Source organism: Bradyrhizobium sp. LB11.1, from assembly GCF_040549385.1.
Lineage (GTDB): Bacteria > Pseudomonadota > Alphaproteobacteria > Rhizobiales > Xanthobacteraceae > Bradyrhizobium.
This window is the reverse complement of sequence record NZ_JBEPTH010000002.1, coordinates 668,032-690,645: the sequence shown is the minus strand read 5'-3', so window position 1 is coordinate 690,645 and position 22,614 is coordinate 668,032. Positions and strand designations below refer to the sequence as shown.

Genomic DNA, 22,614 nt, shown 5'->3' with positions numbered 1-22,614 from the left:
CATCCTCAAGCTGTTGTACCGAACTCATTCATGCGGCTCAGCCAGTCGTGCCAAGCGTCAACCTGCTTGCGCATGACTACGGCAAAGCGGCTTATGAGAATAGACGTCTTGCATGGCATGGGCTCATGAGCAATATTCATAAATGATGACAAGCGAAATGAATGAACTCGCTGCGTTTGCAGTCGTGGCCAGTGAACGAAGCTTCACACGCGCTGCGATAAAGCTAGGTGTGTCTCAGTCTGCCTTGAGCCACACAATCCGGAGGCTTGAGCAACGGCTTGAACTGCAGCTGCTCGCTCGAACAACCAGGAGCGTTGCACCAACCTCTGCGGGGACAGCTCTCCTGGAAGACTTGTCTCCGGCACTTGAGCAAATTCGTCATGCCCTGGACAAAGCCCGGAACGTTCGGCACCGACCCGAAGGTCGCCTTCGAATTGTGATGTCACGATCAGCTGCCGTGATGGTATTGTTACCGCGGTTGAGAGCTTTCGCTGAGGCCTACCCTGACATTGTGCTCGACGTTGTCACCGTCACTGGCCCCGTGGATCTTGTTGCAGGCGAGTTCGATGCCGGTATTCAGCTTGGCGAGTACATTCAAAAGGACATGATCGCGGTTCGTGTCACACCCGAACTGCGATTGGCGGCGGTAGGGTCGCCACGCTATTTCGCTTCACGACGCATCCCCGAAAAGCCAAAGGACCTCAACGATCATCGGTGCATTACTCTGCGTCTTGCGGGTGGTCCATATCGGTGGGAGTTCGAGCAGGGACGAAAGTCGGTCACGATCAACGTGAACGGCCCGCTCGTAATTGACGATACTCACTTGGTGATTCAGGCGGCGCTCGCGGGCGTTGGTATTGGAATCGCCTATGAAGAGCAGGTCGCCGGATATGTCGCGAAGCGCCGCCTTGTTAGGGTGCTGGAGGATTGGACGCCGCCAATTCCCGGCTTTTTCATGTATTACCCCAGTCGTCAGCATCAACCAGCCGCGCTGTCTGCCTTGGTGAGGGCGCTACGACTCTCCGAACAAAAGTCGACGCGATGACTGGTAAGGGGTTGAAGGCGTAACGTGCCGACCTCTCCTCTCGTCATTCCGGGACGCCGCGCAGCGGCGAGCCCGGAATGACGAAAGAAATCACGCCGCCGGTGCCGCGACCGCCTTGTCGCCGGCCATCACATGGGTCAGCGCGCTCTTGATCGCGGCCTGGCGGGTCGGCGCGTTGATCTGCGCGCCCAAGAGGTCGGTGACATAGAACACGTCGCGGGCGCGCTCGCCGAAGGTCGCGACATGGGCCGAGGCGATGTTGAGGTTGAGCTTGGAGATCGCGGTGGTCAGCTCGTAGAGCAGGCCGGGGCGGTCGAGGCCTGACACCTCGATAACGGTATAGCGGTCGGACCACTGGTTGTTGATGGTTACTTCCGGCTCGACTACGAAAGGCCGCGCCTTGCTGCGCACCGTGCGGCGCGCCACCACTTCGGGCAGGCGCAGCTTGCCTTCCAGCACGTCCTCGATCATTTCGCCGATGCGCGTGGCACGGCGCCCCTCGTCCTCGTCGCGGTCGTACTCCCGGGAAATCGAGATCGTGTCCAGCGCGCGGCCGTCGGTCGTGGTGTAGATCTGCGCATCGACGATGTTGGCGCCGGCCGAGGCACAGGCGCCCGCGATGATCGACAGCAGCCAGGGATGGTCGGCGGCGAAGATCGTGAGCTCGGTGACGCCGCGCACCTCGTCGAAGCCGACATTGATCGCGAGCTTGTGGCCGGCCTGTTCGCTCGACCGCACGAAGCGTGCGTGGCGAATTTTCCGCGGCAGCTCGACCTTGAGCCAGTAGGCGGGATAGTGCCGGCCAACATAGGCATCGAGCTCGTCCGCCGGCCACTCGGCGAAGGCGTGCCGGAATTCGGCGTAGGCGGCCGTGAGGCGTTTGCCGCGGTCGACCTCCGAGAAGCCGCCGGTCAGCACCGGCTCGGTCTCGTAATATAATGAGCGCAACAGCTGCGCCTTCCAGCCGTTCCACACACCCGGACCGACGCCGCGGATGTCGGCTGTGGTCAGAATGGTCAAGAGCTTCATCTGCTCGACCGATTGCACCACGGCGGCGAAATTCTCGATGGTCTTGCGGTCGGAGAGATCGCGCGACTGCGCGACCGTCGACATGGTCAGATGCTCCTCGATCAGCCACGCCACGAGCTCGGTGTCAGCCGCGCTGAAGCCGAGCCGCGGGCAAAGCCGGCGCGCGACCTTGGCGCCTGCGATCGAATGATCCTCCGGCCGTCCCTTGGCGATGTCGTGCAGCAGCGTCGTGATGTAGATCACTGCGCGGTGCTCGGGCCGGATCTTGCGCATCAGGTCGCTGGCGAGCGTAAACTCGTCGAGGCCGCCGCGCTCGATGTCCTGGAGGAAGCCGACGCAGCGGATCAGGTGCTCGTCCACGGTATAGTGATGATACATGTTGAACTGCATCATCGAGACGATCTTGCCGAAGGCGCGGATGAAATGACCGAGCACGCCGGTCTCGTTCATCCGCCGCAGCACGATCTCGGCGTTGTCGGAGGTCAGGATCTCCATGAACAGCTGGTTGGCTTCAGGATTCTCGCGCATCTGCGCGTTGATCAGTCCGAGTGAGCGCGTCACATCGCGCATCGCATCCGGGTGGAAGGCCAAATTGTTCTTCTGCGCCAGGCGGAAGATGCGGATCAGATTGACGGGATCGTGCTTGAAGACGTCGGGCGCGGCGACGTTGATGCGGTTATTGTCGACGATGAAGTCGTCGCTGTCAGGGACGCGCCGCTTCACGGGCGTCGGGCGCAGCCGCGCCATCATCCGGCTCAGCACCGGTGCGGGCTTGGCCTGCTGGTCCTCGAGCTTGGCGCAGAGGATAGCGGTGAGGTTGCCGACTTCCTTGGCGACCAGGAAGTAGTGCTTCATGAAGCGCTCGACGTCCTGCATGCCGGGATGCGAGGTATAGCCGAGCCGGATCGCGATCTCGCGCTGGAGGTCGAAAGAGAGGCGCTCTTCGGCGCGGCCAGAGTAGAAATGCAGATTGCAGCGCACCGACCAGAGGAAATCGGCGCAACGGCGGAAGCTGCGGTACTCCTGCGCGTCGAACACGCCGCGCTCGGCCAGTTCGTCGGTGTCGCGCACGCGATAGACGTATTTGGCGATCCAGAACAGTGTGTGCAGGTCGCGCAGCGCGCCCTTGCCGTCCTTGACGTTGGGCTCGACCAGATAGCGCGACTGGCCGCCGCGGCGGTGACGTTCCTCGCGCTCGGCGAGCTTTGCGGTAACGAATTCGGACGCAGTGCCCTGCACCACTTCCTTGTCGAAGCGGGCGACCAGTTCGTCATAGAGCGGCTGGTCGCCGGTGAGGAAGCGCGTCTCCAGGATCGCGGTGCGGATGGTCATGTCGCCGCGCGCCTGCCGGATCGATTCATCGACCGAGCGCGTGGCATGGCCGACCTTCAGGCCCATGTCCCAGAGACAATAGAGAATGGCTTCGGCGACCTGCTCGCCCCAGGCCGTCTGCTTGTAGGGCAGGATGAACAAGAGATCGATGTCGGATTCGGGGGCCATCAGACCGCGGCCATAGCCGCCGGTCGCGACCACCGCCATGCGCTCCGCCCCGCTCGGGATCGGCGAGCGGTAGAGATGACGGGTCGCGGCCGAATACAGGATACGGATAATCTCGTCCTGCACATGGCACAGCCGCTCGGCGCAGCGCCTGCCATGGCGGTCCTTCAGTAGAATTGCCTGCGCCGCAGTCCGCGCCGCAAGCAGCTCGGCCTTGAGCAATTGCGCGGTCGCCGTACGGAACGCGTCCTCGCGGCCTCGATGCTTTTCGGCAAGCGCATCGACCGCGGCGGTGATCCGCGCGGTGTCGAAGCGATCATCCACTTCGGGCTTGTGCTCTGTCGCGACGCTGTCCATGTCTCACCGGATATAAGAGGTGACAGGCGCTGTCACCCGCCATTCTCAGGCAATAGTCGTTCCATGCTGGAAATCGCGAGCTTTGAGCAAAGTTGTTCTCAGGCAGCGCACTTTCAAGGGGAGATTTTCTCGTTGACCTCCGGATATAACTCATTGAAAAACAATGAGGTTTTGGAGGATTCTGGGCATGACCAAGATTTCACGACGTATTCTTTTGGTGGGAGCCGTGGCGCTCGCCGTGACCCCCGCCGCAAGGGCTGTTGATCCGCTCAAGGAGATCCGTATCGACTGGGCGACCTACAACCCGGTGTCGATGGTCCTGAAGCAGAAGGGGCTCTTGGAGAAGGAGTTCGCCAAGGACGGCATCACCATCACCTGGGTGCAGTCGGCCGGTTCGAACAAGGCGCTCGAATTCCTCAATGCCGGTTCGATCGATTTCGGCTCGACCGCGGGCTCTGCGGCGCTGGTCGCGCGCATCAACGGCAACCCGATCAAGTCGATCTATGTCTATTCGCGTCCCGAATGGACGGCACTGGTGACATCAAAGGATTCCAAGATCGCCGATATTGCTGACCTCAAGGGCAAGCGCGTCGCGGTGACGCGCGGCACAGATCCGCACATCTTCCTGGTGCGTGCGCTGCTCAGCGCGGGTCTGACTGAAAAAGACATCACGCCGGTACTGCTCCAGCACGCCGACGGCAAGACCGCGCTGATCCGCGGCGACGTCGATGCATGGGCCGGTCTCGATCCGATGATGGCGCAGGCCGAAGTCGAGGAGGGCGCCAAGCTGTTCTATCGCAAGGCCGACGCCAATACATGGGGCATCCTCAATGTGCGCGAGCAGTTCTTGAAGGACTATCCGGACGCAGCCCGCCGCGTGCTCGCGGTCTACGAAGAGGCGCGAAAGTATTCGCTGGCGAATTACGATGAGCTGAAGAAGACCTTCATCGCCGTGACCAAACTCCCTGACGCCGTCGTCGACAAGCAGCTCAAGGAACGCACCGAGCTCACCCACAGCCGCATCGGCGCGCCCCAGCGCGAGTCGATCCTCGCCGCGGGCCTCGCGCTGCAGCAGGCCGGCGTCGTCGATGCCAAGGTCGATGTGAAGGCGACGCTGGATGCGCTGATCGACGATCAGGTCCCGCTGCCGACGAACTAGTTCGGCCTGTAGCCCGGATGGAGCGAAGCGAAATCCGGGATTTCTCCCCGCGGCACGATTCCCGGATTGCGCTGCGCTCCATCCGGGCGACGCGGGCGGAGGCCGTGGCAAGAGTAGTGTTGCATTCCCGCGCCAGACGCGCTTCCTACCGGCCATGATCTCCGACGCGCCAGTTTTGCAGCAATCCTCGGAACCCACCGAGAGCGCCGTCGCGCCTTCGCGGCTGTCGCGTTATGCGCGGCCGATGCTGGGGCTGCTGCTGCCACTACTGCTCGCGGCTGGATGGGAGTTCGTGGTCTGGCTCGGCTGGTCCAACGGCCGGCTGGTGCCGCCGCCTTCCCGGGTCTTCGCGACGATCTCCGATCTTGCCCGCTCCGGCGAGTTGATCCGCCACATCGCCGCAACACTGTGGCGGGTCGGCCTCGGCTTTGCCTTCGGCGTCATCGCGGGCACGCTGTTGGGTGCCGTTTCCGGCTATTGGTCGCTGGCGCGCCGGCTGCTCGATCCGACCGTTCAGGCGCTGCGCGCGATTCCCTCGCTGGCCTGGGTGCCGCTGTTTATCCTCTGGCTCGGCATTTTCGAGACCTCGAAGATCGTGCTGATCGCGGTCGGCGTGTTCTTTCCGGTCTATCTCGGCGTGATGGGCGCGATCCTCTCGGTCGATCGCAAGATATTCGAGGTCGGCCGCGTCTTCCGGCTGTCCGGGTTCGCGATGATCCGCCGCATCCTCTTGCCCGCAGTGCTGCCGGCTTATGTCGTGTCCTTGCGCGTCGGCCTTGGTCTCGGCTGGATGTTCGTCGTCGCGGCCGAACTGATCGGCGCCTCCGAAGGCCTTGGCTATCTCCTCCTCGACGGCCAGCAACTCGGCAAGCCTGCGCAGATCATGGCCGCGATCGTGATCTTCGCCATTCTCGGCAAGCTCACCGACTGGCTGATCGAGATTGCCGCTGCGCCGTTCCTGCGCTGGCAGGACGCCTTCGGGCGAGCCAAAGCAACTTGATAGGGGAGCGTAACGCGATGCTGGCGCTCGACCGGGTCAGCAAGACCTATCCCAACGGCGTGCAGGCGCTGGCTCGCTTCTCCGCCGAGATCAGGCAGGGCGAGATCCTCGCCATCATCGGCGGCTCCGGCTGCGGCAAGTCCACGCTGCTCCGCGCCATCGCCGGCCTCGACCGCGCCAGCTCGGGCACCGTGACGCTCGACAGCGAGGCGATTGCCTCGCCGCATGCCAAGATCGGCATCATCTTCCAGGAGCCGCGGCTGCTGCCCTGGCTCAGCGTCGCTGACAATATTGGCTTCGGCCTCGCCGATCTGTCCGCGGCTGAGCGACGCGAGAAGGTGGCGCGTGCGCTCGCCCGCGTCGGCCTCGCCGACAAGGCACAGGCCTGGCCGCGCGAGCTCTCCGGCGGGCAGGCGCAGCGCGTCGCGATTGCGCGGGCGCTGGTGCCGCAGCCCGAAGTGCTCCTGCTCGACGAGCCGTTCTCGGCGCTCGATGCCTTCACCCGCCGCGACCTTCAGGACCATCTGCTCGACCTCTGGGCCGATACGCGCCCGACCTTGATCCTCGTCACACATGACGTCGACGAGGCCGTGGTGCTGGCTGACCGCGTGCTGGTGATGCGGCCGCGGCCGGGCCGGCTGTTCGACCAGATCGACATCAATCTGGGCCGGCCGCGCGACCGCAATTCGCCGCTGTTCGAGAATTTCAAGCGAAGTGTGCTGACGTCACTCGACCGGTCGCTCGACCGCAACGTGCCCGACCGTGACGCAACCCAGGGTCCCGGACAGGCCATGTGGTGGTGACAATTTCTCTCTGAGCCGGTACATCGCAAGCAGGTACTTCGTAGGGGCAATTTTTCCGGGAGAGAACAAGATGGACGCCGCAGAACTGCGCCAGATGCAGGCCCCGATCAAGGAACGCTACAAGATCGATCCCAAGACGGCGATGATCACGCTGAAGGCCAAGGGCTCGACCGACAGCGAAGGCATCGCCTGCAAGGTCGAGACCGGCCGCGCCATCGCGATGGCTGGCCTGCATCCCGCCACCGGCGGCTCCGGCCTCGAACTCTGCTCCGGCGACATGCTGCTGGAAGCACTGGTTGCCTGCGCCGGCGTGACGCTGAAATCGGTCGCAACCGCGGTCGAGATCCCGCTGAAGACCGGCAACGTCTATGCCGAGGGCGATCTCGATTTCCGTGGCACGCTCGGTGTCGACAAGGAAACCCCGGTCGGCTTTGCCGAGATCCGCCTGCGCTTCGAAGTCGACACTGATGCGCCGCAGGATAAGCTCGACCTCCTGCTGAAACTGACGGAACGCTATTGCGTGGTCTATCAGACCATCAAGAATGGCCCGAAGATTTCGGTGTCGATGCAGCGGATGTAGCTGCCACCTTCCCCCTTGAGGGGAAGGCAAGAAGAAAAAAATGTCCGCCGAACTGTCTTACATCCTCTTCCTTCTCCTGCGCATGGCGGTTGCGGCCGCCTTCGTGGTATCGGCGTCTGTTATCACCGAGCGCTCCGGCCCGGTGATCGGAGCTCTGGTGGCGACGCTGCCGATCTCGGCGGGGCCTTCCTATGTCTTCCTCGCGATCGACCATGACGCCGCCTTCATTGCGCAGGGCGCGCTGTCGAGCCTTCCGGTCAACGCCGCAACGATCTTCCTGGGGCTGACCTATGTCGTGCTGGCGCAGCGGCATAGCTTTGCCGTGAGTGCCGGAAGCGCGGTGGCGGTGTGGATTGTGCTGGCGTCCATCATCCGTCTGTTCGACTGGACCTTGACGGCCGGGCTCGCCGTCAACCTGGTCGCCTTCGGCATCTGCATTCCGCTGCTTGCGCAGTACCGCCATGTGAAGATGCCGCTGGTGACGCGTCGCTGGTACGACATTCCGTTCCGCGCCTCGCTGGTCGCAACTCTCGTCGCGATCGTGGTCTCGACCTCGGGATGGGTTGGCCCGCGCGTCTCCGGTGTCATCGCGCTCTACCCGATCGTCTTCACCAGCATGATGGTGATCCTGCATCCCCGCATCGGTGGGCCGCCGACGGCAGCGGTGCTTGCGAATTCTGCCTGGGGTCTGCTCGGTTTCGGCATGGCGATTGCGGTGCTCCATGTCGGTGCCGACAATTTCGGGTCGGTGATCGGACTGAGCATGGGGCTTGCTACCTGCATCGTCTGGAATTTGACGCTGTGGTGGAATGGGCGACGGAAACGGCTGGCGGCGGTTTCGTAGGGTCGGCAAAGGCGCGCTCTTCGCGCGCCGTGCCCACCGTTAGTAAGTGGTGGGCACGCTACGCTTTGCCCACCCCACGGCACCGTTACTGCTTCGGCAGTTTGGCCTTCAGCGCATACAGCGCATCCAGCGCCTCGCGCGGGGACATCTCGTCCGGGTGCAGCGCCTTGACGGCTTCCATCAGCAGCTCGGCCTCGGTCGGCGGCGCAGCCTCCGCGGCGGCGCGTGAGGGGACTGCGAACAGCGGGAGGTCATCGGCGAGCGCACGGGCGGTCTGGCCGCGATCCTGGGCCTCTAACTTCGCCAGCACCGATTTCGCGCGCGTGATCACCGCGGGCGGGAGGCCGGCGAGTTTGGCCACCTGGATGCCGTAGGAGCGGTCGGCCGAGCCCGGCAGCACCTCGTGCAGGAATACGACATTGCCCTGCCATTCCTTCACGCGCACGGTCGCGTTGAACATGCGCGGCAGTTTGGCCGAGAGCGCGGTCAGCTCGTGATAGTGCGTCGCGAACAGCGTGCGGCAGCGGTTGCTTTCGTGCAGATGCTCGATCGCGGCCCAGGCGATGGAGAGGCCGTCGAAGGTCGCGGTGCCGCGGCCGATCTCGTCGAGGATGACCAGCGCGCGCTCGCCGGCCTGGTTGAGGATCGCAGCGGTCTCGACCATCTCCACCATGAAGGTCGAGCGTCCGCGCGCGAGATCGTCGGCGGCGCCGACCCGGGAGAACAGGCGGTCGATGATGCCGATCCGCGCGCGTGTGGCCGGCACGAAACTTCCGATCTGGGCAAGAAGAGCAATCAGTGCGTTCTGGCGCAAGAAGGTCGACTTACCCGCCATGTTCGGGCCGGTGAGCAGCCAGAGCTGGCCGGACTTTTGTGCCGGCGCGGGCGAGAGGTCGCAGGCATTGGCGATGAACGGCTCGCCATTGCGCTTCAGGGCCTGCTCGACCACGGGATGACGGCCGGCTTCGATGGCAAAGCCGAGGGAACCATCGACCTCGGGCCGCACATAGTTCACGTCGACCGCGAGCTTGGCCAGCGACGTTGCAACATCGAGCAGCGCAAAGCCTTGCGCCGCGGCGCGCAGATCGTCGCTGATCTCGATCGCCTTGGCGCAGAGCCGTTCGAAGATGTCGAGCTCGAGCCCCAGCGCGCGGTCGCCGGCGTTGGCGATCTTGGCTTCGATCTCGCCCAACTCGGAGGTGGTGAAGCGCACCTGGCCCGCCAGCGTCTGGCGATGGATGAAGGTCGCGTTCAGCGGCGCCGACATCAGCTTGTCGCCATGCTGCGCGGTGACCTCGACGAAATAGCCGAGCACGTTGTTGTGGCGGATCTTCAGACCCTTGACGGAGGTCAAGTCGGCGTAGCGCGCCTGCATCGAGGCGACGACGAGGCGGGAAGCGTCGCGCAGGCTTCGCGTTTCGTCCAACGCAGGTTCATAGCCCGCGCGAACGAAGCCGCCGTCGCGTTTGATCAGCGGCAATTGTTCATCGAGCGCACCGGCAAATTCGGCAGCGAGATCGCGCGACGGGCGCTGCAGGGCCGCCCTCACGGCAGCGATTTCCTGCGGCGGTTGGTCGAGCTCGCCGAGCCGCGCCAGCACCTGATCTGCGGTGATGATCCCGTAGCGCAAGCCCGCAAGATCGCGCGGACCGCCGCGGCCGACCGAGAGACGGGCAAGCGCCCGCGACATGTCGGGCGCACCGCGCAAGATGCTGCGGATGTCCTCGCGCGTCGCTGAATCCGCGACGAAGGCGCTGACGGCATCGAGCCGCCGCGCGATCGCCGGCGCATCGGTCAAGGGTGCCGCGAGCCGCTGTGCCAGCAGGCGTGAGCCCGCTGACGTCACCGTGCAATCGATGGCATCGAGCAGCGAGCCGCGGCGTTCGCCCGCCAGCGTCCGCGTCAGCTCGAGATTGGCGCGCGTGGCCGGATCGATCGCCATGGTCGCGCCCGAGGCCTCGCGCCTCGGCGGCGACAGCGGCGGATGCTTGCCGACCTGGGTGCGGTCGACATAGGTGACGGCAGCAGCCGCAGCGGTGGCTTCGAGCCGCGTCAGCTGCGCCAGCCCGTCCATGGTCGCGACGGCGAAATAATCGCACAGGCGCTTTTCCGCGGTGGCGCCATCGAAGACGTCGCGGGTCACCGGCGTCACCGCCGGCAGCTCGCGCAATGTCTGTCCGAGCTCGTTATCGCTATAGAGCGCGTCGGTGACGATCGCCTCGTTCGCGTTGATGCGCGCCAGCGTCGCGGCGAGCTCGCCACCCGAAACTTCCGTGACCGTGAATTCGGCGGTCGTGATGTCGATCCAGGCAAGGCCGAACCGGTCGCCGCCCGCAGACGAGCGCGCCCGGGCGATCGCCAGCAGGTAATTGTTGGCACGGGCGTCGAGCAGCGTGTCCTCGGTCAGCGTGCCCGGCGTGACCAGCCGCACTACGCCGCGGCGGACCACGCTCTTGTTGCCCCGCGCTTTCGCGGCGGCCGGATCCTCGGTCTGCTCGCAGACGGCGACCCGGTGCCCGGCGCTGATCAGGCGGTGCAGATAATCCTCGGAGCGCTCGACCGGCACGCCGCACATCGGGATGTCAGCGCCCTGGTGCTTGCCGCGCTTGGTCAGCACGATGCCGAGCGTTTTCGAGGCGATCTCGGCGTCCTCGAAGAACAGCTCGTAGAAATCGCCCATCCGGTAGAACAGCAGCAGGCCCTGATGCGCCGCCTTGATTTCAAGGTACTGTTCCATCATCGGCGTGACGCGCGCGGCGGCTTCCGCCTGTGGCGCGGGGACGTCGTCGGGAGGCGGTACGGGAACGGGCTGTTGCATGGTCATGAGCCGCGCAACCTACAAAATTTCGCCTCGTGCTCCTATCGCTTTGGCCGGAGGAGGCGGGTTTTCCACGTTGTCCGCACCGCGGCATGCGGTGGCGGCGTGCGCACCCCTCGGAACAAGCAGGAAACCGTCAATTGACCTGCCGCGGGCGCGCTCCTAAAACTCCGCCGACATTCAAGAATTTTGGAAGAATTTTCGCCGAACCGCGGCATTCAGGGAGAACAACGATGCGTGACGTCTTTATCTGCGATGCCGTGCGGACCCCGATCGGCCGTTTCGGCGGCTCGCTCGCCAAGGTGCGCGCCGACGACCTCGCGGCGGCCCCGATCAAGGCGCTGATGGCAAAACACCCCAATCTCGACTGGGCGCAGGTCGACGAAGTCTTCTTCGGCTGCGCCAACCAGGCCGGTGAGGACAACCGCAACGTCGCGCGCATGGCGCTGCTGCTCGCGGGTCTGCCGGACTCGGTTCCCGGCCAGACCCTGAACCGGCTCTGTGCCTCCGGCCTCGATGCGGTCGGTGCTGCGGGGCGTGCCATCCGTTCCGGCGAGATCGAGCTTGCGATCGCCGGCGGCGTCGAATCCATGACCCGCGCGCCGTTCGTGATGGGCAAGGCGCAGGAAGCCTTCTCGCGCGCCGCCGACATCTTTGACACCACCATCGGCTGGCGCTTCATCAATCCGCTGCTGAAGGCGCAGTACGGCGTCGATGCGATGCCGGAGACCGGCGAGAACGTCGCCGAGGAATTCCAGGTCTCGCGCGCCGACCAGGACGCTTTCGCGATTCGCTCGCAGCAGCGCGCGGGCGCGGCGATCGCCGCGGGCTATTTCGCGGAAGAAATCATCCCGATCACCATTCCCGGCGGCAAGGCTGGCCCGATCACGGTCGACAAGGACGAGCATCCGCGTCCCGAGACCACGCTCGAAGCTCTCGCCAAGCTGAAGCCGATCGTGCGCAATCCCGGCACGGTGACCGCCGGCAATGCGTCCGGCGTCAATGACGGCGCGGCCGCGATGATCCTGGCCTCTGAGGCCGCCGTGAAGAAGCATGGCCTGACGCCGCGCGCGCGTATCCTCGGCCTCGCCTCGGCCGGTGTGCCGCCGCGCATCATGGGCATCGGTCCGGTGCCGGCGACCCGCAAGCTGATGGAGCGGCTCGGCAAGAAGATCAGCGATTTCGACCTGATCGAGCTCAATGAAGCCTTCGCCTCCCAAGGCATTGCCTGCATGCGCCAGCTCGGCGTCGCCGACGATGCCGATTTCGTCAATCCGCACGGTGGTGCCATCGCGCTCGGCCATCCCCTCGGCATGAGCGGCGCCCGCCTCGCGCTCACCGCTGTCCACGGCATGGAGAAGCGTGGAGGCAAGCTCGCGCTCGCCACCATGTGCGTCGGCGTCGGCCAGGGCGTTGCCGTCGCGATCGAGAAGCTGAACTGACGGTCTATCCTCTCCCTCTCCCCGTTCTTACGGGGAGAGCGGTGGGGTGAGGGGCCTCTCTCCGCAGCTGAGTTGGCCGTGGGACCTGTACCCCTCACCCGGAATTTTCTGTCGCAGATTCCGACCACTCCCCGCAAGCGGACTGCAAGCGGGGCGAGGTGAAGAGCTCGCGGACGGCTGGGAGACAAGCATGATCATCGCGCGCGAGCAGGACGTCACGGCCGCGGCTTTGGCGGTAATGGAGCGAACATCCGATCCACGGATGCGGCAGATCATGATCTCGCTGGTCAAGCACCTGCACGGCTTCGTCCGTGACGTTCGTCTGACTGAAAAGGAATTCCGCGACGCTACCGCTGTTATCGCCGAACTCGGCAAGCTGACCACCGACACGCACAATGAAGTCGTGCTGATGGCGGGCTCGCTCGGCGTCTCGCCACTGGTCTGCCTGCTCAACAACGGCGATCAGGGCAATACCGAAACCGATCAATCGCTGCTCGGACCCTTCTGGCGGCTGAACTCGCCGCGGGTGGAGAATGGCGGATCGATCGTCCGCTCCGAGACCCCGGGTGCACCGCTGTTCGTCAGCGGCCATGTCGTCGACAAAGACGGCCGCCCTGTTGCGGGCGCAGAGATCGATGTCTGGCACGCCTCGCCGGTGGGCCTCTATGAGAACCAGGACCCCGAGCAGGCCGACATGAATCTGCGCGGCAAGTTCACGACCGATTCCGACGGGCGCTTCGCCTTCCGCTCGGTGATGATGATCGGCTACCCCATTCCGACCAATGGCGTCGTCGGCCGCCTCTTGGAGGCGCAAAGCCGGCACCCTTATCGTCCCGCGCATCTGCACGCCCTGATCTTCAAGCCGGGATTCAAGGTGCTGATCTCGCAGGTCTACGATCCCAACGACCCCCATATCGACAGCGACGTGCAGTTCGGCGTGACACAAGCGCTGATCGGCAAATTTGTGCGCCACGAGACGCCGCATCCGACCGCGCCTGACGTCGCAACGCCCTGGTATTCGCTTGACCACACCTACCGGCTGGAAGCCGGCGAGGCCGTGCTGCCGCGTCCGCCGATCAAATAGGACGATTGGCCCAAATGCGGGGTGTTGGAAGGCGCTAAACCCGCTTCCCTAGATTAGTTATATTCTATAATGATTGGCCCAAATGTTGACCGGCTGGCCCAAGATGGCCGGGGAGGAGTTTGCCAATGACATTCATCTATCCCGTCGACAGCAACAAGGCGCATCCGCTGCCGCTGTCGCCCGAATACAAGAGCTCGATCAAGCGTGCCCCGAACAAGCCCTTGATCCCGATGCGCCATACGCTGTCGGAGCTGACCGGCCCGGTTTACGGCCACGAGACCGTGCGCGAGGGTGACAGCGACCTCACCACCCAGCATACCGGCGAGCCGCTCGGCGAGCGCATCATCGTGCACGGCCATGTCCGTGACGAAGATGGCCGTGGCGTGCCGGACTCTTTGGTCGAGATCTGGCAGGCCAATGCCTGCGGCCGCTACGTCCATGTCCGCGACCAGCATCCGGCGCCGCTCGATCCGAATTTTACCGGCGCGGGCCGGACCCAGAGCGATGCCTCCGGCTATTATCGCTTCGTCACCATCAAGCCGGGCGCTTACCCCTGGGGCAATCACCACAATGCCTGGCGCCCCGCCCATATTCATCTCTCGGTGTTCGGCCATTCCTTCGTCACGCGCCTGGTGACGCAGATGTACTTCCCCGGCGATCCGCTGTTCCCGTTCGACCCGATCTTCAACTCGGTGCCGGACGAAAAGGCGCGGATGCGCATGGTCTCGTCGTTCGATTTGGAGAATACCAAGCCGGAATGGGCGCTGTGCTACCGCTTCGACATCGTGCTGCGCGGCAAGAACGCTACTCCCATGGAGACCAAGTAACGTGCAGGATTCTGTGAAGCCCGATGGGATCACACCATCGCAAACGGTCGGCCCGTTCTTCAAATACGGCATGACGCCAACCGGCGAATATGCCTGGAACGACGCCTTCACCAATTCGACGCTGACGCCTGACGTCACGGGCGACCGTGTCCGCATCGAGGGCCGGGTGTTCGACGGCGACGGCGCCATCGTGCCTGACGCCATGCTGGAGATCTGGCAGGCGGACGCGCAGGGACGCTTCGCCGACCCGCAGGACAAGCGCGCGCTGCCGAACGCCAGCTTCCGCGGCTTCGCCCGCTGCGGCACCGACAAGGACGGCAATTATTCGTTCGACACCATCAAGCCGGGCGTGGTGCCCGATCCTGATGGCACGCCCCAGGCGCCGCACATCGTTCTGGCGGTGTTCGCACGCGGCATGCTGCGGCATCTCTATACCCGCATCTATTTCAGCGACGAGGCCGGCAATGTTGCCGATCCCGTGCTGACGCTGGTCCCGGCCGACCGCCGCGCCACGCTCATCGCGGTGCGTGAGGCCGGCAAGGCTGTCTACCGGCTGGACCTGCGTTTGCAGGGCGGCAACGAGACGGTGTTCTTCGACGTGTGACGGCTGGCCGCCGGCCTCAGCGCGGCTGGCGCTTTCGGGTGTGATCGTGCACAATGTGCACGGCACTCGGGGGCGCGCGCCATGACATCTCCACAACTGCCAGCGGTCGTTGAGCCTGCAACACTGACGGCTGCACTGCGCAAGGCGGGCGCGCTGGACGCCGGCGCCGTGCGCGAAGTGAAGGTGCTGCATGAGCGCGACACGTTGGTGTCGCACATCACCCGGCTCGGCCTGCGTTATGTCGGGGAGTCCACGGGCGCACCGCAGACGCTGATTCTCAAGACGCCCCATGCCAATTTTGCCAAGACGCTTGCGCATGGCGGCCGGCACGAGGTGGCCTTCTATGCGAAGCTCGCACCGAAAATGCCCTCGGGACTGGTGCCGCGCTGCTTCGACGGGCGCTTCGATGAGGAAAGCCCCAGCTGGCATCTCCTACTCGAAGATCTCACCGACAGCCATGAGATCGCGACGCAATGGCCGCTGCCGCCGTCGCGGGAACAGGCGATCGCGATCGTCACGACTCTCGCAAGCTGGCATGCGGCTTGGTGGGATCATCCCAGCCTCGGCGACACCGTCGGCACCTGGGTGAGCGCCGAAGACAGTGCGCAGCACATGGAGACCTTCGCCGGTCATTACGATCGCTTTGCCGATCTGCTCGGTGATCGCCTCAGCGAGGAGCGGCGCATTCTCTACCGCCGCCTCATCGACCAGTCGGCCCGTCTATCCGAGCGCTACCATTCACGCCGGCATCTCAGCATCACCCATGGTGACGCCCATACCTGGAATTTCCTGCTGCCACGCGCCGGTGTCGTCGACACCGTGCGCATTTTCGATTTCGACCAATGGCGCATCAACGTGCCACCCACCGACCTCGCCTACATGATGGCGATGCAATGGTATCCGGCGCAACGGCAGGCGCTCGAACGTCAGCTGCTCAATCACTATCACGAGACGTTGCTCGCGCATGGGGTGGTCGGCTATACGCGCGGCGCGCTCGACCAGGACTATCGCCGGTCGGTGCTCTGGCACATTACCAAACCGGTCTGGCAATGGAGCCTCAACATCCCGCCGCTGATCTGGTGGAACAATCTGGAGCGCGTGATGATGGCGGTCGAGGATTTGGGGTGTGAGGAGCTGTTGTAGGGCTCTGCGCTTATCTTGCGCCCGTGTATCCGCGTCGTCATTGCGAGCGTAGCGAAGCAATCCAGACTGTCGCCGCGGAAAGATTCTGGATTGCTTCGCTGCGCTCGCAATGACGAAGAGGCGTGAGCCCCGCTACTCCATCACCGCATGTTCCGGCGCTGCGGTCTGCTTGCGCAGCGAGGCTTTGGTCGAGCCGATCATCAGCGCCAGCGGGATGGTGCAGAGGATGAAGAACATCACGAGCTGGTAGTCGTGCGCGAAGGCGATGATCTGCGACTGCACGCTGACCATGCGGTCGGCCATGGCGCGGCCGGTGTCGGTCGAGAGGTCGATCATGCTGCGTACGTTCGGCATCTGGAGCGCGTGGTTGAACGGGTTGATGTATTCCGACAGGATCGCATAGGTCCCGCGCGTGCCCTGCGTCAGCTGGGCGATGACGATCGAGATGCCGACGGAGCTCGCGACGTTGCGCATCAGCGTGAGCATCGAGGTGCCGTCGGTACGCAAATGGTTCGGCAGTGTCAGGAACGCCACCGTCGAAAGCGGCACGAAGACGAGGCCGAAGCCGAAGCCCTGGATCACGCTGACGATGACGATCTCCGGCACCTGGGTCTGGTCGGTCCAGCCGGTCATCTGGAACAGCGAGGCGGCCGTCAGCGACAGGCCGCAGATGATCAGCGTGCGCGCCTCGATGTAGCGCATGATACGGCCGACCATCATCATGGCAAAGAAGGTGCCGAAGCCGCGGCTTGCGAGCAGGCCGCCGGCGGTCATGATGGGATAGCCGATGACGTTTTGAAGGTAGGGCGAGGCCAGCGCCATTGTCGAGTACAGCACGAGGCCCATCACCGTCATGAAGATGCAGCCGGTGAGGAAGTTGCGATCCCGAAACAGCGCAAACTGGATGAAGGGACGCGATGTCGTGAACGAGTGGACGAAGAAGTAATAGAAGGCGATTCCCGAGACCACGAACTCGGTCACGATCTCGGCCGATTCGAACCAGTCGAGTTGCTCGCCACGGTCGAGCGCGAGCTGGAGCGCGCCGATCCCGAGCGCGAGCGCGGCAAAGCCGAACCAGTCGAACTTCAGACTGAGATTCTTGTCCGTCTCGTCCATGAAGACGCCGAGCCCGAGCACGGTGATCGCGCCGAACGGAAGATTGACGAAGAATACCCAGTGCCATGAATAGGTCTCGGTCAGCCAGGCGCCGAGCGACGGACCCATGATCGGGCCCATCATCACGCCCATGCCCCAGATCGACATGGCGGTGGCCCGTTCCTGCAGCGTGTAATAATCGAGCATGACGGACTGCGACAGCGGCACCAGCGCCGCGCCGAACACGCCCTGCAACAGGCGGAACAGCACCATCTGGTTGATGTCCTGCGCGAGGCCGCAGAGCACGGACGCGAACGTAAAGCCGGCCGCGCAGGCGATGAAGATGCGCTTGCGGCCGTAGCGGTTGGAGATCCAGCCCACCGGCGCCGTCATGATCGCGGCCGCGACGATATAGGAGGTCAGCACCCAGTTGATCTGGTCCTGCGACGCCGACAGCGTTCCCTGCATGTAGGGCAGGGCGACGTTGGCGATCGTCGTGTCCAGCGCCTGCATGATGGTCGCGGTCATGGCGCAGATCGTCACCATGTTCCGGCGCAGGCCGGGGACCATCAGGGCAGCGTTGGACTCCGCCATCGGATCAGTCCTTGTCCTGGCCAGCCGTCGCCGACAGGCCGAGCAGGCCGGCGAGCGAGCGCTGGTGGCCGGTGTCGATGGTGGCATAGACGCTCATGCCGGCCTTCAATTTCTTCACGTATTTGTCGCTCTCGTCGAAATAGATGCGGATCGGCACGCGCTGCACCACCTTGACGAAATTGCCGGTCGCGTTCTGCGGCGGCAGGATCGCGAATTGCGCGCCGGTGCCGGGCGAGAGCGAACCGATCTTGCCCTTGAAGACGTGGTTCGGGAACGCATCGACCTCGAGGGTCACAGGCTGGCCTTCGGTGACGTAGGTGAGGTCGCTCTCCTTCGGATTGGCATCAACCCAGGGATGGGCGACGTCAATGATGGAGAACACCGGCGTACCGGCGGTGACGTAGCGGCCGAGCTGGATCTGCTCGACCTGGGTTGCGATACCGCCCATCGACGCCCGCACCACGGCGTGGTCGAGATTGCGCTCGGCATTGTCGAGCTTGGACTTGGCCTCAACGTAGGGCGGGAATTTCTCCAGCGGCAGGTCGGAGTCGCCGAGCAGCTGCGTCTTGGCGGTCGAGATCTGCTGCTTGACGTATTGCGCGATCGAGCCCGACGTGACCAGCGCGTTCGACGCGTTGTCGAGGTCGAGTTGCGAGCCGTAGCTGTTCTTCACCAGCGCCTGCTTGCGCTCCACGTCGCGCTGCTTCAGGTCGACGCCCTTCTGAGCGAGATCGAGCATGTCGCCATAGATCTTGATGTTGGCGCGAAGGTTGTCATAGGTCGACTGCGTCTGCATCAGCTGCGCCTTGGCCTCATCGACCGCGAGGCGGAACGGCACGGGGTCGATCTCGAACAATTCGTCGCCCTGCTTGACCAACTGGCCCTCCTTGACGACGACCTTCTGAATCTTGCCGGAGATGTCCGGTGTCACCAGCACCTTCTGCGCGCCGACATAGGCGTCGTCGGTGCCGACATAGCGGCCGCCATTTAGATAAAAGGCCAGCCCGACGACGATGGCGACGATCGGCAGCACCACCATCAGCAAAAATCGGCGATAGCGGCGCAGGCCGGCGACGAAGCGGCGGCGCGGGTCGGTGCCGGCCTTCTTGGTCGGCTTGCCGCTGTCGATCTTCTGTTCGGGCTGGAATTTGAGAACCTGATCAGCCATAGCGCTGCTCCTTACGTGCTTGTTCCGCGCCGGACGCCTGGATCGCGTTACGCACGTTTTCCTTGATGGATTCGAGTTGGGTGACGAGACGGTGGGCATCCGCCGGGCTGATGCCGTCGAGCGCATTCGCGGTCAGCTCGGATTTGAGGCCGCTCATCTTGCCGAGCAGCTGGCGTCCGGCCTTCTTGAGGTAGAGGCGCTTGACGCGGCGATCCGAGGCATCGCTGCGGCGCTCGATCCAGTCGCTGTCGCAGAGCTTGTCAATCAGCCGCGTCAGCGTAATCGGCTGCATCTCGAGCAGCTCGGCGAGTTCCGACTGCTTCATGCCCTCGCTGCGCTCGACCTTGGCCAGCACCGCCCATTGCGCACGGGTGATGCCGAAGCGCGAGGCCTCCTTGTCGGCATAGACGCGCAAGAGCCGGTAGAGCTCGCCGAGCGTGAACAGGAAATTATGGTCGACAGACCCGCGGGTCATGAGTTTTGCCTCCAATAAGCTTCACTATAATAAGCAAGCTTATGATTATTTCATGGCGGGTTAATGCGATGCTGTCCCGCAGCAAAAGCATGGCTGACCGCCGCCGCGCCGGTCGTGCTTTGGGTTCCCGGGCCGAAATGCTAGAACGCAGGCCGGATGACCCTCGCAAAGCCGGCATTTCCGACGCCCGACCATGATCACGGCCGCTGCACCGCGGACGCGTTGGCGCATGCCGAGGTGGTTTGCGTGCAGCGAGCGCAGAAATTCACGCCGATACGCCGCCAGGTACTGGGCGCGCTGCTCTCCAGCCACCGGCCGCTCGGCGCCTATGAAGTGATCGACGAGCTCGCCAAGTCGATGCCGCGGCCGGCGCCCATCACGGTCTATCGCGCTCTCGATTTTTTGATGACCAACGGCCTCGTGCATCGCATCGAAAGCCGCAACGCCTATCTCGCCTGCGCCGCCCACGACCACGATGCGACCTCGGCGGTGGCGTTCCTGATCTGCGAGCGCTGCGGTCTCGTCGGCGAGATCCCATCGGCGTCCTTCGCCAAGGAGCTCAACGCCGCGGCGCGCGCCTCAGGCTTCGCGCCCAAATTGTCCGTGGTCGAGATCACGGGTATCTGCACCCATTGTCAGAAAACGTCTTGAAGCAACAACGGCGCAAAGCCGGATATCAGGAAGACATGTCCTCACCTCAAGCCAACCCGTCAGCCGCGCGCCCCCTCAGTGCCGGCGCCATCGCCCTGATGCTCATGCTGTGCCTGACCTGGGCCTTCAACCAGATCGCGGTGAAGCTGGTGCTGCCGGACATTCCGCCGATGCTGCAGGCCATGATCCGCTCGATGGGCGCGCTGCCGGTGTTGTTCATCATCGGCACCCTGCGGGGCGTCAAATTCTTCGAGAATGATGACACCTGGAAGCCCGGCCTGATCGCCGGGCTGATGTTCGGCATCGAATTCGTGCTGATCTTCCAGGGCCTGCGCCTCACCTCCGCCTCGCGCGCGGTGGTGTTCCTCTACACCGCCCCGTTTTTCGTCGCGCTCGGCTCCTACCAGATGCTCGGCGAGCGCCTTGGCAGCACGCAATGGCTGGGCCTGGCCGTGAGCTTTGCCGGTGTCGCGCTCGCGATCGGCGTCCCGCAGGCCAATGTGGATTCACACGTGCTGCTCGGCGATCTCATGATCGTGCTTGGTGCATCGCTGTGGGCGGCGACGACGCTGGTCGCCAAGGGCACGAGGCTGCGCTTCGCTGCTCCCGAGAAGGCGCTCGGCTATCAGGTCGCGATCTCGATTCCGATCCTGGGTGCTGCCGCCTTGCTGTCCGGGGAATCCATCACGCACACCCCGTCGCCGCTGTCGTTTGCCCTGATGGCCTTCCAGGCGATCTGGGTGGTTGGAACCACGTTCACGCTTTGGTTCGCGCTGGTGAAGGCCTATTCGGCCAGCAAATTGTCGGCTTTTACCTTCATCACCCCTTTGTTTGGCGTGGTGGGTAGCTATTTCATCATGCACGATACCCTGAGCCTGGCTTTCGGGGCAGCAGCGATCCTTGTAATTGCTGGGCTTTTTCTGGTTAACCGTCCCAGCCAATCCGCTGCGGCGCCGCGCGATGCATTGCTGAACGTCACCAAAACCTGATATTTGGACCCCATGAACAAGCCCGAAACCACCATCGATTCCGACATCGCGGGGCCTGCGCCGCGCCATCACACCACCCAGGTCAAGGTCGGCGACGTTGCCGTCGGCGGCGGTGCGCCGATCGTCGTGCAGTCGATGACCAACACCGACACTGCCGACATCGACGGCACCATCGCCCAGGTCGCCGCGCTCGCGCGCGCCGGCTCCGAAATGGTCCGCATCACCGTGGACCGCGAGGAGGCCGCTGCCGCCGTCCCGCATATCCGCGACGGTCTGGCGAAGCGCGGTATCACCACGCCGCTGATCGGCGACTTCCATTATATCGGCCACAAGCTGCTCGCGGCCTATCCGGCCTGCGCCGAGGCGCTGGCCAAATACCGCATCAACCCCGGCAATGTCGGCTTCAAGGACAAGCGCGACACCCAGTTCGCCGACATCATCGAGATCGCGAACAAGAACAGCAAGCCGGTGCGCATCGGCGCCAATTGGGGTTCGCTCGACCAGGAGCTGCTGACCAAGCTGATGGACGAGAACGCCGCGTCCGCCGATCCGCGCGACGTCCGCGCGGTGACGCGCGAGGCCATGGTGCAGTCCGCGCTGCTCTCGGCCGCGCGCGCCGAAGAGCTCGGCATGCCGAAGGACCGCATCATCCTGTCGGCCAAGGTCTCGGCGGTGCAGGATCTCATCGCGGTCTATCAGGATCTCGCGTCCCGCTCCGACTACGCCATCCATCTCGGTCTCACCGAGGCCGGCATGGGCACCAAGGGCATCGTGGCATCGTCGGCGGCGCTCGGCATCCTGCTGCAGCAGGGCATCGGCGACACCATCCGCATCTCGCTGACGCCGGAGCCCGGCGGTGACCGCACCCGTGAGGTGCAGGTTGGCCAGGAGCTCCTGCAGACCATGGGCTTCCGCACCTTCGTGCCGCTGGTCGCAGCGTGCCCCGGCTGCGGCCGCACTACGTCGACCACGTTCCAGGAGCTGGCGAGCTCGATCCAGGGTTTCATCCGCGACGAGATGCCGAGCTGGAAGACGAAATATCCGGGCGTCGAAGAGCTCAACGTCGCGGTGATGGGCTGCATCGTCAACGGCCCCGGCGAATCCAAGCACGCCAATATCGGCATCTCCTTGCCCGGCACCGGCGAAGCGCCGGCCGCGCCCGTCTTCGTCGACGGCAAGAAGTTCCGCACGCTGCGCGGCCCGACCATCTCCGCCGACTTCAAGGCGCTGGTGATCGACTACATCGAGCAGCGTTACGGCCAGGGCGCGAAGGTGCCGGTATCAGCGGCGGAGTAAGCGTCTCGAATGGCAGAATCGCAGGGCGGGTTCGCGAAAAGCGACCCGCCCTATTCTTTTGCGTGGACCATTCCCGGATTGCGCTTCGCTCCATCCGGGCTACGATGCTCTCAA

At 64.2% G+C, this 22,614-nt stretch carries 19 protein-coding genes; 14 read left to right on the top strand and 5 right to left on the bottom strand.

Translation table 11 applies throughout. The annotated features are described in order from the left end of the window. Positions 1-142 precede the first annotated feature (142 nt). Positions 143-1,045: a LysR family transcriptional regulator gene (locus tag ABIA96_RS07115; RefSeq protein WP_354136306.1), complete on the top strand. Its 903-nt coding sequence runs from the start codon at positions 143-145 to the stop codon at positions 1,043-1,045. 90 nt (positions 1,046-1,135) lie between these two features. On the opposite strand, the gene ABIA96_RS07110 is transcribed toward ABIA96_RS07115, so the two are convergent. After that, entirely contained in the window at positions 1,136-3,928 is a 2,793-nt protein-coding gene (locus tag ABIA96_RS07110; RefSeq protein ID WP_354136305.1) for a [protein-PII] uridylyltransferase, read from the bottom strand. 187 nt (positions 3,929-4,115) lie between these two features. Between ABIA96_RS07110 and ABIA96_RS07105 the strand changes: the two genes are divergently transcribed. From ABIA96_RS07105 to ABIA96_RS07085, 5 genes are all read left to right on the top strand, one after another. Then, positions 4,116-5,087, top strand: coding sequence for an aliphatic sulfonate ABC transporter substrate-binding protein (locus ABIA96_RS07105; RefSeq protein WP_354136304.1), 972 nt, complete (start codon positions 4,116-4,118; stop codon positions 5,085-5,087). 154 nt (positions 5,088-5,241) lie between these two features. Next, on the top strand, positions 5,242-6,087 hold the full coding sequence (locus ABIA96_RS07100) for an ABC transporter permease (protein WP_354136303.1): 846 nt from the start codon (positions 5,242-5,244) through the stop codon (positions 6,085-6,087). A 17-nt stretch (positions 6,088-6,104) separates the two neighbouring features. Next, positions 6,105-6,890: an ABC transporter ATP-binding protein gene (locus ABIA96_RS07095; RefSeq protein ID WP_354136302.1), complete on the top strand. Its 786-nt coding sequence runs from the start codon at positions 6,105-6,107 to the stop codon at positions 6,888-6,890. 70 nt (positions 6,891-6,960) lie between these two features. Next, the gene (locus ABIA96_RS07090) at positions 6,961-7,470 is read left to right on the top strand and encodes an OsmC family protein (RefSeq protein WP_354136301.1); all 510 of its coding nucleotides are present in this window, start codon (positions 6,961-6,963) and stop codon (positions 7,468-7,470) included. Between the two features lie 40 nt (positions 7,471-7,510). After that, a complete protein-coding gene (locus ABIA96_RS07085; RefSeq protein WP_354136300.1) occupies positions 7,511-8,314 on the top strand; it encodes a hypothetical protein in 804 nt (267 codons plus the stop codon). Positions 8,315-8,399: 85 nt separating this feature from the next. On the opposite strand, the gene mutS is transcribed toward ABIA96_RS07085, so the two are convergent. Then, positions 8,400-11,138, bottom strand: a complete 2,739-nt coding sequence (gene mutS, locus ABIA96_RS07080; protein WP_354136299.1) for a DNA mismatch repair protein MutS — start codon at positions 11,136-11,138, stop codon at positions 8,400-8,402. Positions 11,139-11,365: 227 nt separating this feature from the next. Here mutS and pcaF point away from each other — a divergent pair, with 227 nt between their 5' ends. From pcaF to ABIA96_RS07055, 5 genes are all read left to right on the top strand, one after another. Next, on the top strand, positions 11,366-12,574 hold the full coding sequence (gene pcaF / locus ABIA96_RS07075) for a 3-oxoadipyl-CoA thiolase (protein WP_354136298.1): 1,209 nt from the start codon (positions 11,366-11,368) through the stop codon (positions 12,572-12,574). Between the two features lie 190 nt (positions 12,575-12,764). Further along, complete coding sequence (locus ABIA96_RS07070) at positions 12,765-13,658, top strand: dioxygenase family protein (protein WP_354136297.1); 894 nt, start codon at positions 12,765-12,767, stop codon at positions 13,656-13,658. A 125-nt stretch (positions 13,659-13,783) separates the two neighbouring features. After that, the gene (gene pcaH, locus ABIA96_RS07065) at positions 13,784-14,485 is read left to right on the top strand and encodes a protocatechuate 3,4-dioxygenase subunit beta (RefSeq protein ID WP_354136296.1); all 702 of its coding nucleotides are present in this window, start codon (positions 13,784-13,786) and stop codon (positions 14,483-14,485) included. A 1-nt stretch (position 14,486) separates the two neighbouring features. Beyond that, the gene (gene pcaG, locus ABIA96_RS07060) at positions 14,487-15,089 is read left to right on the top strand and encodes a protocatechuate 3,4-dioxygenase subunit alpha (RefSeq protein ID WP_354136295.1); all 603 of its coding nucleotides are present in this window, start codon (positions 14,487-14,489) and stop codon (positions 15,087-15,089) included. An 81-nt stretch (positions 15,090-15,170) separates the two neighbouring features. Next, complete coding sequence (locus ABIA96_RS07055) at positions 15,171-16,232, top strand: phosphotransferase (protein ID WP_354136294.1); 1,062 nt, start codon at positions 15,171-15,173, stop codon at positions 16,230-16,232. Between the two features lie 132 nt (positions 16,233-16,364). On the opposite strand, the gene ABIA96_RS07050 is transcribed toward ABIA96_RS07055, so the two are convergent. From ABIA96_RS07050 to ABIA96_RS07040, 3 genes are read right to left on the bottom strand one after another with little or no spacing between them, the layout of a single operon-like run. Continuing rightward, complete coding sequence (locus ABIA96_RS07050) at positions 16,365-17,921, bottom strand: DHA2 family efflux MFS transporter permease subunit (RefSeq protein WP_354136293.1); 1,557 nt, start codon at positions 17,919-17,921, stop codon at positions 16,365-16,367. Between the two features lie 4 nt (positions 17,922-17,925). Continuing rightward, on the bottom strand, positions 17,926-19,089 hold the full coding sequence (locus tag ABIA96_RS07045) for an HlyD family secretion protein (RefSeq protein WP_354136292.1): 1,164 nt from the start codon (positions 19,087-19,089) through the stop codon (positions 17,926-17,928). Next, positions 19,082-19,564, bottom strand: coding sequence for a MarR family winged helix-turn-helix transcriptional regulator (locus ABIA96_RS07040; RefSeq protein WP_354136291.1), 483 nt, complete (start codon positions 19,562-19,564; stop codon positions 19,082-19,084). Before ABIA96_RS07040 ends, ABIA96_RS07045 begins: the two co-directional genes overlap by 8 nt. Positions 19,565-19,720: 156 nt before the next feature. Between ABIA96_RS07040 and ABIA96_RS07035 the strand changes: the two genes are divergently transcribed. The 3 genes from ABIA96_RS07035 to ispG are packed head-to-tail and all read left to right on the top strand — an operon-like array spanning position 19,721 to position 22,500. After that, positions 19,721-20,215: a Fur family transcriptional regulator gene (locus tag ABIA96_RS07035; RefSeq protein ID WP_354136290.1), complete on the top strand. Its 495-nt coding sequence runs from the start codon at positions 19,721-19,723 to the stop codon at positions 20,213-20,215. Positions 20,216-20,250: 35 nt separating this feature from the next. Next, positions 20,251-21,204 (top strand): DMT family transporter, encoded by a 954-nt coding sequence (locus tag ABIA96_RS07030; RefSeq protein ID WP_354136289.1) that lies wholly within the window; start codon positions 20,251-20,253, stop codon positions 21,202-21,204. Between the two features lie 12 nt (positions 21,205-21,216). After that, on the top strand, positions 21,217-22,500 hold the full coding sequence (ispG, locus tag ABIA96_RS07025) for a flavodoxin-dependent (E)-4-hydroxy-3-methylbut-2-enyl-diphosphate synthase (protein ID WP_354136288.1): 1,284 nt from the start codon (positions 21,217-21,219) through the stop codon (positions 22,498-22,500). Positions 22,501-22,614: the final 114 nt, after the last annotated feature.